Consider the following 12845-nt stretch of genomic DNA (forward strand, 5'->3'; position numbering starts at 1 on the left):
GGTAAAAGATGGAGGAATTAAAACCAACAAAAACGATTGATGAAAGAGGAGAGGTTTGCCCTGTTCCAGATGTAGACACAAAAAGGGCTTTAAAAAGTATGAAACCAGGAGAGATTCTTGAGGTATTAATTGATTATCCACTTTCGAAGGAGAGAATACCAGCAACTGCAGAGAGGGAAGGGCATGAGGTTTTAAAAATTGAAGAGATAGGACCCAGTGAATGGAGGATTCTAATCAAAGTGGGTGGTAAGAAAGAGTAAAGGGAGGTGTTAAATGGAGGTAATTTTAGGAATTATCACAGGAGTAGCATTTGGAGCAGTTTTACAGAGAGGAAGAGTCTGCTTTAACTCTGCTTTCAGAGATCTAAAGCTTCTTAAAGATAACTTCCTTTTCAAAGCCATAATGTTTGCCATTGCTCTTGAGATAATTGCCTTTCTATTCATGGCACAGATGGGATGGGTTCATTTAAATCCAAAACCATTCAACATAATAGGAAACATTGTAGGTCCATTCATATTTGGAATAGGTATGGTCCTTGCAGGTGGATGTGCCAGTGGAACAACCTATAGGGTAGGAGAAGGAAATACTACATCATGGCTTGCACTCTTATTTTATGGACTTACAGCATGGGCAACAAAAAAGGGTATTTTCAGTCCCATCTTAAAGGCAGTTTCAAAATATACCACAAAAGTGCCCTCTACAAGTTCTCTCTATCTTGCCGATAGCAAAGGAAAAATTGGTCCAACTCTTGCAACTCTTCTTCACATAAATCCTTGGATTATAGGCATCATTGTGTTCGTGATAATAATTGCTTATCTGTTTTTCACTAAGACAACTAAGAGACCGGATAGTAAGTTGAGCTGGCAGATGATAGGAATCCTCCTTCTACCTGTAGCAATGTTTGGTTTCTGGACAAGTACTTTATCTGGAAGACCATATCCTATGGGTATTACTGGTGGATGGATAAATGTGCTTATGGGATATGCAACTAAGGCTAAGCTGAACTGGGAAGGTGCAGAGGTTTTGGGTATCGTGATAGGAGCATTTATAACTGCTCTTATCTATAAAGAATTTAAATTTAGAGTACCCAGGAGAGGAATAACTTACTTGCAGGTAACTATAGGTGGAATATGTATGGGATTTGGTGCAGTTCTTGGCAGTGGATGTAATATAGGACATTTCTTCTCTGGAATTCCACAACTTGCTTTAAGTTCTATTGTTGCTGGCATATTCTTTATCCTGGGTAATTGGTTTATGTCATCAATATTGTATGGAGGTAGTAAATGAAGATTACAATTGAAACTATGGTTCCATCGTACACTTATGAAGATGTTGATACTGCAATAAAGATAATAGAGGCAGCATTAAACAAGGGGCATGAAGTAAGACTATTTTTGTTCTCAGATTCAGTTCTCGCCGCAAATTCCAAAGTTAAGCCATTAAGAATTGATAGAAACATACCTGAAAAGCTAAAGGAACTTATCAAGAAAGGATTAAGAGTTGATATCTGTGGAATATGTATGGATTATAGAGGAGTTACTCAGGATATGTTAATTGAAGGAGCCAATCCGAGCGGTCTCCCAGAACTTGCGGAATTAATTGCAACAACTGATGTATTTATAAATTTAATGGCTTGAGGTGGAGAAATGAAAAGAATATTATTTGTAATATATCAATCACCGTGTGGCTCTATTTGGGTGAATGAAGGATTTAGAACAGCTTTTGGAATGTATGGAGAGGACCTTGAACCTTCCATCCTTCTCATGGATGAAGCAGTGGTTTCGGTAGCAAAAGAGACAGAACCCAAAAAGCTTGGCCTCCTTTCCCTCAAAATGGTCCAGAAGTATCTTAAGAAGTATGAAACAAAAATATATGTAGTTGATGAGGATCTTAAGAAATACAAAGTTAAAGAAATTGATGAAGGATACAATCCTGAGATTATATCCCTTGAAAAGACAAAAGAGATTATTCACTCCAACGATTTTGTAATATTTATGTGAGGTGAGAGAGATGGTTATCTTTGTTAAATATGGATTAGGACATTTAATTGCTGAAAGAAAAATGGATCTATCCAAAGAAGGTGATACAGTTGTGTTAATTCAGAATGGTGTTTTCTGGTTATTAAATAAGGAAAAAATGGGGGCTTTAAAAGAGAAAAAGGTTAATATTGTTGCATTAAAGGATGATTTCTTATCCAGAGGATACAAAGAATCGGATACCACAGTTCCTCTTATCTCTTATGATGAACTTATAACTATACTGGAGAAGGACCAAAAGGTGTTGGGGTAGGGTATCTCCTACCCCATACTTGTTTAATATTACTCATCTCTTTTATCATTACAAAACCTTCATTAATCCCAATGGGTGTATAATTTTAATTGTGAGGAGAAAGTCATGGAAAAACCAAAGGTTTTAATTGAGCTTTATGTAGCATCGCCACCGACATTTAAATGTAGGAGAATGATTGAACTTGCAGAGCAAATGGCAGAGGAGTATCCGGGAAAGATAAAGATAAATATATACTACAGGGGTCAACCAATACCGGATGAGGCAACAACAGGTTTTAGAGCAAGTTTAAAATCTATGGGTGTTCCATCAATATTTATTGATGGAAGATGGGTTGCCTCCACAAATCCACCTCCAATTGATAGGGTGAGAAAACATATAGAGGAGGATTTGAAGGCAATTGAAGAGTATGTAAAAAAGCATGGAGAGAAGTATGAGTAATATCAAATTCTTTTGTCCCATATGTGGAGAGGAGCTTGTTGAGAAAAATACAGTTGGAAGATGCATATACTGTGGAAAGGAAGAGGAAACTTATTGGATATGCCCCAATGGACATTACATATGCGAAGAGTGTAGACTCTTAAACCAGAAAGAGATTACAATAAAGTACCTCTCTTACACAAAAGAGAAGGATGTATTAAAAATTCTTCACACTTTAATCAAGCATCCATCCTTTAACTTCTTTGGAAAGGAGTATCATTTTGTCCTTGGACCAGTAGTTCTTACAGCTTTAAAAAATCAGGGGAAACTAAATTGGGATCCAAGGAGAAATGCTGCCCTAATTCATAGAACTGAATTCATACCCTATGGTGTCTGTGGAACCATAGGAACATGTGGAGTTTGCGCTGCTGTGGGAGCAACAGTCTCAACTCTTCTTAAAGCCACATACATGAGTGACAGGGAAAGAAGTATCTCTCTATTAAGTGTTTCTGAATGTCTCAAGGAACTTGCTGATCAAGGTGGCCCAAGATGCTGTAAGCAGAGCATATACATAGGTCTTGAGATACTTGACAAATATTTAAAGAAGTATCTTGACCTTGATGTTGGCCTAAATCGGAAAATAGTATGCGAATTCAGTGATAAAAATCCGGAGTGCAAGAAAGAGAGGTGTAAGTTTTATAGTGGAAAAGTTTAGAGTGATAGAAGATGATATCACTGATCCCATCAAACATTATGCCCTTGAAGAGGCAATGATGAGGTTAATGGATGAGAATAAAGATTATCCAAACACCATCAGGTTAAGGAGAGTTAAAAGAAGCGTTCTTGTTGGTTTTCTTGAAAATCCAAAAGATACTGTAAACATTGAATTTGCAAAGAAAATGGGGGTTAAAATTGTAAGAAGACACAACCTTGGAGGAACTGTCTATCAGGACCTTGGAAGTTTTATGTTTACAGTCCTGTTTAGGGAGGGAACATTCATATCTCATCTTGATGAGAGAGAGATGTATCTTGAATTTTCAAGATTTGTTATAGATTTTTTAAAGAGATTTGGAATAGAGGGAGAAATAAGGGGAATAAACGATGTGGTGGTGAGGGATAGAAAGATATTTGGCTCTGCCCATACAAAGATAGGTTCCGCCATTTCCCATACAGGAACAATCCTCCTTAACATGGATCTTGATTTTCTATCAAAGGTTTTAAAGTTTGTTAAACCTAAATTCTCGGACAAAAAGTTTAAAAGTCTTAAGGATGCATTAACAACTGTTTCAAGAGAGATCTCAAGGGAAGTCAAGATAGAAGAGGCATACAGAGTTTTTCTTGAAACATTTAAGGATCACTTCAATGTCTCTCTCTACAGAGGAAAATTAATGGAAGAAGAAATTGAACTTATGGAAAAACTTGCAAGAGAGAAGTACGGGAGTTATGAGTGGACTTTTGAAGAGGAGAAAAAACTTGAGGAAATTTACACAAGGAAGGTAAAGAGTGGTTTAATAATTGTGAGGGGTGAGTTTGGGGATGTAATAAAAAACATAAAAATATATGGGGATTTTCTTGTGGAGGATAGAGAAGCCATTCCATCTCTTGAAAGGTCTATAAAAGGACTTAGCTTTGATGAATCTATTGAAAGGATAAGGAAAAGTAAAATACCAGAAGATATAAAAGAAGGACTAATTGAAATTGTTAAAGAGATAAAGAGAGAGCATGTGTTATAATTTTAGTGATTTTTGTTGAGAGGAGGACGGTATATGTTCAAGATAACTGAAAAAAGGGAACTTGGACCAAAAGTTTATCTTATGAAAGTTGTTGCACCACATGTGGCAAGAAGAGCAAAACCTGGCCAGTTTTTCATAATAAGGGTTTATGATAAAGGGGAAAGAATCCCACTCACCATAGCAGATTACAACGATGAGGAAATAACTATGGTTTTTCAAACAGTTGGTCTTACAACATATCTTCTTTCAAGAAAAGAGGTTGGTGAGAGTGTTAAAGATGTTGTTGGTCCCCTTGGTAATCCATCAGAGATAGTTAAATATGATGAGGGGAGTGTTGTTCTTGTTGGAGGAGGAGTTGGAATTGCACCAGTTTACCCAATTGCAAAGGGTTTTAAGAAAGTGGGAAACAAAGTTAAAGTGATTCTTGGCGCAAGAAGTAAGAATCTACTCTTCTGGGAAGACAGATTCAGAGAATTCTGCGATGATGTCCTTGTGGCTACAGATGATGGAAGTTATGGAAGAAAAGGTTTTGTCACAGATGTATTAAAGGACCTCATTGAGAGTGGAGAAAGAATCGCACAGGTTACTGCTGTTGGTCCTCCTATAATGATGAAATTTGTGAGTGAGGTTACAAGACCTTACAAAATAAAAACCATTGTGAGCTTAAACTCAATAATGGTTGATGGAACAGGAATGTGTGGTGCATGTAGAGTTGAAGTTGGTGGAGAGACAAAACTCACCTGTCAGGATGGACCTGAGTTTGATGGACATCTTGTAAACTTTGACCTTCTCATGGAGAGACTCAAGATGTACAAAAAAGAGGAGAAAGAGGCGATGGAACATTTTGAAGATAAGGAGGGAATAATTCATGAAGATTAAACCAAAAAAGACTCCTATGCGTGAACAGGACCCAAAGGAAAGAATAAAGAATTTCAATGAAGTCCCATTTGGATACACAGAAGAAGAGGCGGTAATTGAGGCAGAGAGATGCCTCCAGTGTCCAAAACCTCTATGTATTGAAGGTTGTCCTGTAAATGTGGATATTCCGGGGTTTATAAAGGCTATAAGAGAGAGGGACTTTGATAGAGCAATTAAAATAATGAAAAACACGAACTCCCTTCCTGCAATCACTGGAAGGGTTTGTCCGCAGGAAACACAGTGCGAGGAGAGGTGTGTTCTTGGAAAGAAGTTTGAACCAGTTGCCATAGGAAGACTTGAGGCATTTATTGCGGATTGGGAGGCAAAGAGAGGAATTAAAATCCCCGAGAAACCAAAACCATTGAATATAAAAGTTGCTGTTGTTGGAGCAGGACCCGCAGGGCTTACATGTGCAGCAGATCTTTCAAAGATGGGATACGATGTTACAATATTCGAATCCCTCCATCTTCCTGGAGGAGTTCTTACATATGGAATTCCTGAATTTAGATTACCAAAATCCATCGTTGAGAGAGAGGTTAACTATATAAAAGACCTTGGAGTAAAAATTCAGTGTAATGTTGTGGTTGGAAGGACTGTTACTGTGGATGATTTGTTCAAGGAGGGATACAAAGCTATATTCATCGGCACAGGAGCAGGTGCTCCAAGATTTATGAAGATACCGGGAGAGAATCTTCTTGGAATATACTCAGCCAATGAGTATTTAACAAGGGTTAACCTTATGAAAGCCTACAAATTCCCTGAATACGATACACCGATAAAGAGAGGAAAAGTAGTTGCTGTTATAGGGGCAGGAAATGTTGCAATGGATGCTGCAAGAACTGCTCTGAGAATGGGAGCAGAGAAGGTAATGATAGTTTATAGAAGAACAGAGAAGGAGATGACCGCAAGGCTTGAGGAATATCACCATGCAAAGGAGGAAGGAATAGAATTCCACTGGCTTACAACTCCAGTAAGATACATTGGAGATGAAGAGGGATGGGTTAAAGAGATGGAGGTTATAAAGAATAAACTTGGTGAATCTGATGAATCTGGAAGAAGAAGACCTGTTCCAATACCGGGAAGTGAGTTTAGAATGAAGGTGGATATGGTTATAGTTGCCATAGGTACAGTTCCAAATCCACTTGTAGCTAAGACCACAGGACTTAAGACAGGGAGACATGGAGTTGTAATTGCAGATGAGAATGGAAGGACAAGTAGAGAGGGAGTTTGGGCTGGTGGAGATATTGTCACTGGTGCAGCAACAGTAATTCTTGCCATGGGGGCAGGAAAAAAGGCTGCAAAGGATATTGATAGATATCTAAAAGAGAAGTATTTAAATGGAGTATAAGAGAGAAGCACTCCTATATGAGAAACTTGATAAAAACAGGGTAAGATGCAATCTCTGTTATAGAAGATGTATTCTTAAAGATGGTCAGGTTGGTCTTTGTGGCGTTAGGAAAAATGAAGGAGGGAAATTATACACCTTAATATATGGTGTTGTTTCATCCATTGCCCTTGACCCAATAGAGAAGAAGCCACTCTTTCATTTCTATCCAAAGAGTCTTGCCCTGTCTCTTGGAACATGGGGATGTAACTTCAGATGTCTTCACTGCCAGAACTGGGAAATCTCCTATGAAAAGTTAACAGAAGAAACACTATCAATGAGTAAACTTATCTCTCCAGAAGAACTGATAAAAATTGCTCAACGCTACAACGCAGGTGGGATTGCCTTCACCTACAATGAACCCACAATCTGGTTTGAATACACCCTTGATGGTTCAAAACTTGCAAAGAAGAATGGTTTATACACTGTTTATGTTACAAATGGTTCAATAACCTCTGAAGGACTCCAGCTTATCTCTCCATATCTTGATGCCATGAGTATAGATATAAAGGCTTTCTGGGAAAGTTCTTTTAAAAAGATAACAGGTGTTAAAGGGGTGAAGAATATACTGGAAAGAAGTGTAGAGGCAAAGAAGATGGGAATACATGTTGAGATTGTAACCAATGTTATCCCCACAATAAATGATTCACCAAAGGAAATGGAGGAACTTGCCCTATGGATAAGGGATAATCTCGGAAAAAAGACTCCATGGCATATTACAAGATTCTATCCCTACCTTAAACTATCTCATCTTCCTCCAACGCCTGTTAAAACATTGGAGAAGATAAGAGAGATAGGGGAGAGGGTGGGGCTTCAGTTTGTGTATATTGGAAATGTCCTTGGTCATCCATACGAAAACACCTACTGCCCTAACTGTAAGAGTCTTGTTGTAAGAAGACTTGGATATGAAATTTCAGAATATCATGTAAAAAATGGGAAGTGTGAGTTTTGTGGAGAAGACTTAAATATTCGGGAATAATTATAGTAATTCTCATCGTCTCTTTCCTTCCCTCATGTAGTCCAAATATGGTTACAAAGAAGGGACTGTATCTTGGCACATTTCTTACATTCTCCATTGATTCAGCACATTCTTATGTGTACAGCAAAGTTTCTAAAATTCTTAATAACATAGATAGGAAGTTTAGTAGATTTAATAAAGAATCTATTGTTTACAGAATAAACAATAAAAAGGGAGAATGGGTTAAAGTTGATAAGGAGTTTATAGATGTACTTAAATTCTCCATTCACATGAATGAAATTTCTTATGGAGCTTTCGATCCAATTCTTGGCGAGGTGGAGAGTGCATGGGGATTCTACGATGGAAACTATAGAGTTCCATCTGAGGAAGAGTTGAAAGAGTTAAGGAATGGAACTAATATAAAAAATATTATGATAGACGAAGAGAGAGAAAGAGTAAAGATAATAGATGGAGAACTTGATTTTGGAGGACTTGTTAAAGGGTATGCTTTAGATTTAATCAAAAATCTACTTGAAAAGGAGAAAGTTAAAAGGTGTGTGGTGAATCTTGGTGGAAACATACTCGTTTTTGGAGATAAAAATGAGGGATTTAAAATTGGAATAAGACACCCAAGAGAGAGTGGCATTATTGAAAAGATAAGGATTTTTAGTGGTACTGTTGCCACCTCTGGAGACTATGAAAACTACTTCATAAAGGATGGGGTAAGGTATCACCACATAATAGATCCCTCTACATTGAAACCAGCAAAGAGTGGAGTTATTGAGGTAACTGTGATAAGCGAAGATGGAATGCTGGGGGATGCTCTATCAACAACTCTATTTGTGTTGGGTATAGAAAAGGGAGAGGAGTTTCTTAAAGGAAAATACCCACAGGTTAAAGCAATTATTGTTGATGAGGGGTTGAACAAACATTTCATCAATGGAGCAATGGATCTTACTGTGCCGTGAAGCCATACGATAGGATTTTATTAATATTAATTATCATTTTACTTTTAATCTCCGTTGTTTTATTCTTAAATAAAAAAGAGGGAGAATTTCTATTTATAAAAACAGACTCTGGAATTAAAAGGTATCCCCTAAATCAGGAGACTATTATAACTGTAAAGGGAAGAATAGGAGAAGCCAAGATAGAAATTAAAGATGGGAAAGCGAGGTTTCTTCATTCTCCGTGTAAGAAAAAGATATGTGAAAAGAGGGGATGGATCTCAAAGGAGGGAGAGTATGCAATATGCATTCCAAATGGAGTTTTTATATGGATTGGAGGAGATGATTTAGATGCAATCTCAGAATAGGATAAGGAAACTTACGATACTCTCTTTGGTGCTTGCATCAGGAATCGCTTTGAATCTTGTTGAGCCTCCCTTCCTTTTCTTTCTTGCACCTGGGATAAAGATCGGTTTCTCAAATATTGCAACACTATTTGCCCTATACTACTTTGGAGGGGTTGAAGCAATCTTGATAGGAGCTTTAAGACCTATCATAGTCTCCCTTATAAAAGGAAACATTTTTACACTGGAATTTATATTAAGCTTTTCAGGTTCTGTCTCTGCGGCAATTCTTATGCTTATTTTTAAAAAGATGGGGGATAAGAAAATCTCAATAAAGGGGGTAAGTATCATTGGTGGAATTACACACAATTTAGTACAATTTGTGGTGATATACATTATGACTCTAAACAAACTACTCCTTTTTTACCTTCCGTTGCTCTTGTTTTTTGGTGGAGTGAGCGGATTTATAATAGGATTGATTACACAGTTTCTAATTAACAGGGTAAAGAAGTTTGAGGATGAGGAAAAACTTACTCCCTGGTAAAATAGTGCTTGTCTCATCTTCTCCAAGAAGAAGGGAAATTCTATCCCTCTTCTTTAAAGTTGAAGTTGTAAGACCCTGTGTAGAGGAAGTAATATGTGAAAATCCACTGGACATGGTGATAAAAAATTCAAAAATTAAAGCTCTATCCATCAGAGGGAGAGATGGAGTTATTGTATCTGGAGATACAGTAGTGGTTTACAAAGGGAAAATACTTGGAAAACCTAAAAATAGGTTAGATGCAGAAGAAGTGCTCTCTCTTCTCTCTGGAAAATGGCACGAGGTGTATTCAGGTTTTTTCTTCACAGTCTCTGGAAAAACTGGAGAAGGTTTTTCTAAGACATATGTTAAGTTTAAAGATTTGAGAAAAAGTGAGATAATAGAATATATAGAGACAGGTGAACCAATGGATAAAGCTGGTGCCTACGCTATTCAAGGGAAAGGGTCAGTTTTTATTGAGAAGATTGAGGGCTGCTATTTTACAGTGGTTGGATTTCCTGTGGTAAAATTTATAAAGAGATTAAAGGAGGTTCTAATTGAGAATTCCTAAAAATGCAGTGATTCTAAAAGGAACAAAGGAAGGAGTGTTTGCTTACCTTAACCTATCGTATTCGTTTAGGACAATTTTAAAGGCTCTTGAAAAGAAGCTCTCAGAGAGAGAAGAGTTTTTTAAAGGGGGTAATATTAAATTTATATCTGTTGGAGGAGACCTTAAAGATGAAGAGATGGAGGATATCTCCACCCTTCTTAAGAATAAATTTGACATATCTGTAGAATTCCAGATAAAGAAAAGAGACGAAAAGATACCAGAATCTCTTTCCGAAGGAACAGGGTCAGGAAATTTTAAGGTTGTTAGGAGGAAAATAAGGTCAGGTCAGTCTATAAGTTTTAGTGGAAATCTTATACTTATTGGTGATCTCAATCCAGGTGGAGAGATAAGAGTGGGAGGAAGTCTGTTTGTTTTTGGTTCATTAAGGGGAAGTGTTTTTGCTGGAGAGAAGACAGGGAAAGATGCCATAGTTGTAGCCTCCCGAATGAAACCTGAGAGACTTCAGATTGGAGATTTTGTATTGGAGAATAAAAATAGTAAGAGAAGGGATACCATTTCTGTTGCTTTGGTTGAGAATGAAGAGATAAAGATCTATCCATACAAGAAGTTATTATGAAAAAAACAATTTTAATTTTAGCCATCATAACTTTGATTTCACTCTTTCTCATCTCTTGTGGTTCTGGAAAAGGTAAACTGCATGTGGAGTCTTTCCCTGACAAATCAGATGTTTACATAGATGGAGTTAAGGTTGGAGTTACCACATTAGATATAAGTGTAGATGTGGGAGAACACACTGTAGAGGTTAAAAGAGAGGGATACAAAACATGGAAAAAAACCATACAGATAAGGAGAGGAAAGGAAACAGACATTATCGCAAATCTCGAAAAAGCCCTTGGTTTTATAGAGGTAGAGACAAATCCAGAAGGAGCAGAGGTCTTTGTGGATGGAGAAAGTAGGGGATTTACTCCTGTTAAAATAGATGGTTTAACCATAGGAAAACACAAAATCCTGATTAAAAAAAGTGGATACAAAAGTATTGAGAGAGAGGTTGAAGTTAAAGAGGAGGGTGTGTCTATAAGTGAGGTGCTGGAGGAAGGTTTTGGGGATATAATTATAACATCAAGACCAAAAAGAGCAAAAGTGATCTTTGATGGAGAAGAGAAAGGAGAGACCCCACTTTCAATAAATGATGTTCCCTTAGGAAAGCATTGGGTAACACTTAAAAAATTAGGTTATGAAGAATTGACAAAGGCAATAAGTGTAAATATGGGAATAAATAAGTATGAATTTGAACTTGTTGAGATAAACCACACATTGGTTATATACAGTGAACCAGAGGGAGCAAAGGTTTACCTAAATGATACTTTAAAAGGTATAACGCCACTTGAGATAAGAAACCTTGTGCCAGAAAAAACTTATAAATTAAAGTTGGAGCTTGAAGGATACTTACCTTATATTACAGAGATAAAGATGCCTAAGGATGGTTCAATTTTTCTTCCTACAGTGAAACTAATGAAATTAAACCCGTGATATAATGAGTTTAAGATCAAAAAAGGAGGATGGACGATGGACAGAAATGAGATCAGAGAAAAGATAATTGACATTCTTATAAATGGAGTTCATGTTAATAGAAGAAGACTTGAGGGAAAGGAAAACCCTGATTTTATAAAGGACCTTGAGATGGACTCATTGAGCCTCCTTGAACTTGTTGAAAGGGTGGAGAAGGAGTTTAATATAGAGATTGAGGATGAGGAATTAGAAACCCTCTCAGATATGGAGAGTGTGGTCAATTTTATTGAAACAAAAATAAAAAAATAGGGTGCTTTCTGCACCCTAAAGTTCAATCTTTTTAACCTTTTTCTTTGCCTCTTCCTTCTTTGGAATCTTTATTTCAAGAATACCCTTGTCAAATTTAGCATTTGCCTTGTCTGGTTCTACCTCTATAGGAAGCGGTATAATCCTTTCAAACCTTCCAAATGATATCTCTTTTCTATAGTAATTCTCCTTTTTTACTTCAGTTTCTTCTTTCTTTTCTCCTTTAATATGAACACTATCCTCAGTTACTGTAACTTCAAGATCCTTCTTATCTATACCAGGAAGTTCTGCTTTAAGTATTACATCATTCTCAGTTTCATATAAGTCCACTCTTGGTTGCCAAATCATGGGTTCTTTCCCTCTCCTTCTTCTTGGAGAGAGGAAATCAGTAAAGAGTCTGTCTATCTCCTCATGAAGTGATTCTATTTCAGGAAAGACATCAAAGTCCCATGGTTCCCATCTTCTGAGTGCCATACCCATCACCTCCTTTCCTGAAGATTTATATTTTTCAATTATTATTATAATAAATTATAAAAATTTGTCAAGAGGTTGTGGTATTATTATCTTAATGAAAGAGATAGTTTATGGGCCTGTAAAGTCGTGGAGATTTGGAAAATCACTTGGAATAAATCTTCTTGGAGAGATTCCAAGAATATGCACCTTTTCCTGTATTTACTGTGAATTGGGAAAAGAGGGAATATATGAAAATGAGAGAACAATCTTCGTTCCCACAGACAAAATTATTCATGAATTTAAAAAACACTTGAGAGAGAATTTTGAAGTAATTACATTTTCAGGTGCTGGGGAGCCTACCCTTGCAAGAAACATAAAAGAAGTATCAGACAGAATAAGGGAAATAAAAAAAGACATTCCCCAGGTGCTTCTTACAAACTCAACGCTCCTTAACATGGATGAGGTTATAGAAGATATTCTCTCCTTTAATATAATAGAT

General features: G+C 36.9%; 20 protein-coding genes. 19 read left to right on the top strand and 1 reads right to left on the bottom strand.

Going from position 1 to position 12845, the window contains the following annotated elements:
* Positions 1–8 precede the first annotated feature (8 nt).
* The 18 genes from J7J33_00215 to J7J33_00300 all read left to right on the top strand — a co-directional run bounded on the left by J7J33_00215 (position 9) and on the right by J7J33_00300 (position 11896).
* Entirely contained in the window at positions 9–260 is a 252-nt protein-coding gene (locus tag J7J33_00215) for a sulfurtransferase TusA family protein (protein ID MCD6167723.1), read from the top strand.
* 13 nt (positions 261–273) lie between these two features.
* Positions 274–1287 (top strand): YeeE/YedE family protein, encoded by a 1014-nt coding sequence (locus J7J33_00220; protein MCD6167724.1) that lies wholly within the window; start codon positions 274–276, stop codon positions 1285–1287.
* A complete protein-coding gene (locus J7J33_00225; GenBank protein ID MCD6167725.1) occupies positions 1284–1637 on the top strand; it encodes a DsrE family protein in 354 nt (117 codons plus the stop codon). The genes J7J33_00220 and J7J33_00225 overlap by 4 nt, the downstream gene beginning before the upstream one ends.
* Before the next feature lie 9 nt (positions 1638–1646).
* Positions 1647–2000 (top strand): DsrE family protein, encoded by a 354-nt coding sequence (locus tag J7J33_00230; GenBank protein MCD6167726.1) that lies wholly within the window; start codon positions 1647–1649, stop codon positions 1998–2000.
* A gap of 10 nt (positions 2001–2010) precedes the next feature.
* On the top strand, positions 2011–2289 hold the full coding sequence (gene tusB / locus J7J33_00235; protein MCD6167727.1) for a sulfurtransferase complex subunit TusB: 279 nt from the start codon (positions 2011–2013) through the stop codon (positions 2287–2289).
* A 105-nt stretch (positions 2290–2394) separates the two neighbouring features.
* A complete protein-coding gene (locus J7J33_00240) occupies positions 2395–2727 on the top strand; it encodes a hypothetical protein (GenBank protein ID MCD6167728.1) in 333 nt (110 codons plus the stop codon).
* Entirely contained in the window at positions 2720–3421 is a 702-nt protein-coding gene (locus tag J7J33_00245) for a hypothetical protein (protein ID MCD6167729.1), read from the top strand. Before J7J33_00240 ends, J7J33_00245 begins: the two co-directional genes overlap by 8 nt.
* On the top strand, positions 3363–4439 hold the full coding sequence (locus tag J7J33_00250) for a lipoate--protein ligase family protein (GenBank protein MCD6167730.1): 1077 nt from the start codon (positions 3363–3365) through the stop codon (positions 4437–4439). The genes J7J33_00245 and J7J33_00250 overlap by 59 nt, the downstream gene beginning before the upstream one ends.
* A 33-nt stretch (positions 4440–4472) precedes the next feature.
* Positions 4473–5318, top strand: a complete 846-nt coding sequence (locus J7J33_00255; GenBank protein MCD6167731.1) for a sulfide/dihydroorotate dehydrogenase-like FAD/NAD-binding protein — start codon at positions 4473–4475, stop codon at positions 5316–5318.
* The gene (gene gltA, locus J7J33_00260; protein MCD6167732.1) at positions 5308–6705 is read left to right on the top strand and encodes an NADPH-dependent glutamate synthase; all 1398 of its coding nucleotides are present in this window, start codon (positions 5308–5310) and stop codon (positions 6703–6705) included. Before J7J33_00255 ends, gltA begins: the two co-directional genes overlap by 11 nt.
* On the top strand, positions 6695–7720 hold the full coding sequence (gene amrS / locus J7J33_00265; GenBank protein MCD6167733.1) for an AmmeMemoRadiSam system radical SAM enzyme: 1026 nt from the start codon (positions 6695–6697) through the stop codon (positions 7718–7720). Before gltA ends, amrS begins: the two co-directional genes overlap by 11 nt.
* 47 nt (positions 7721–7767) lie before the next feature.
* Positions 7768–8667, top strand: coding sequence for an FAD:protein FMN transferase (locus J7J33_00270; GenBank protein ID MCD6167734.1), 900 nt, complete (start codon positions 7768–7770; stop codon positions 8665–8667).
* Entirely contained in the window at positions 8664–9011 is a 348-nt protein-coding gene (locus J7J33_00275; GenBank protein ID MCD6167735.1) for a NusG domain II-containing protein, read from the top strand. The genes J7J33_00270 and J7J33_00275 overlap by 4 nt, the downstream gene beginning before the upstream one ends.
* Entirely contained in the window at positions 8995–9531 is a 537-nt protein-coding gene (locus J7J33_00280) for a Gx transporter family protein (protein MCD6167736.1), read from the top strand. The genes J7J33_00275 and J7J33_00280 overlap by 17 nt, the downstream gene beginning before the upstream one ends.
* Positions 9506–10078 carry a septum formation protein Maf gene (gene maf / locus J7J33_00285; protein MCD6167737.1) on the top strand — a complete coding sequence of 191 codons (573 nt, stop codon included), beginning with the start codon at positions 9506–9508 and terminating at the stop codon, positions 10076–10078. The genes J7J33_00280 and maf overlap by 26 nt, the downstream gene beginning before the upstream one ends.
* A complete protein-coding gene (locus J7J33_00290) occupies positions 10065–10694 on the top strand; it encodes a hypothetical protein (GenBank protein MCD6167738.1) in 630 nt (209 codons plus the stop codon). Before maf ends, J7J33_00290 begins: the two co-directional genes overlap by 14 nt.
* Entirely contained in the window at positions 10691–11608 is a 918-nt protein-coding gene (locus J7J33_00295; protein ID MCD6167739.1) for a PEGA domain-containing protein, read from the top strand. Before J7J33_00290 ends, J7J33_00295 begins: the two co-directional genes overlap by 4 nt.
* A 36-nt stretch (positions 11609–11644) precedes the next feature.
* Complete coding sequence (locus J7J33_00300; GenBank protein ID MCD6167740.1) at positions 11645–11896, top strand: acyl carrier protein; 252 nt, start codon at positions 11645–11647, stop codon at positions 11894–11896.
* Positions 11897–11911: 15 nt separating this feature from the next.
* Here the strand turns inward: J7J33_00300 and J7J33_00305 are convergent, their stop codons facing one another.
* Positions 11912–12373, bottom strand: a complete 462-nt coding sequence (locus J7J33_00305) for an Hsp20/alpha crystallin family protein (GenBank protein ID MCD6167741.1) — start codon at positions 12371–12373, stop codon at positions 11912–11914.
* Positions 12374–12461: 88 nt separating this feature from the next.
* Between J7J33_00305 and J7J33_00310 the strand changes: the two genes are divergently transcribed.
* A partial coding sequence (locus J7J33_00310) for a radical SAM protein (GenBank protein ID MCD6167742.1) occupies positions 12462–12845 on the top strand: 384 nt, incomplete at its 3' end.

Source organism: Caldisericia bacterium, from assembly GCA_021158845.1.
In the GTDB taxonomy this organism is placed as follows: domain Bacteria; phylum Caldisericota; class Caldisericia; order B22-G15; family B22-G15; genus B22-G15.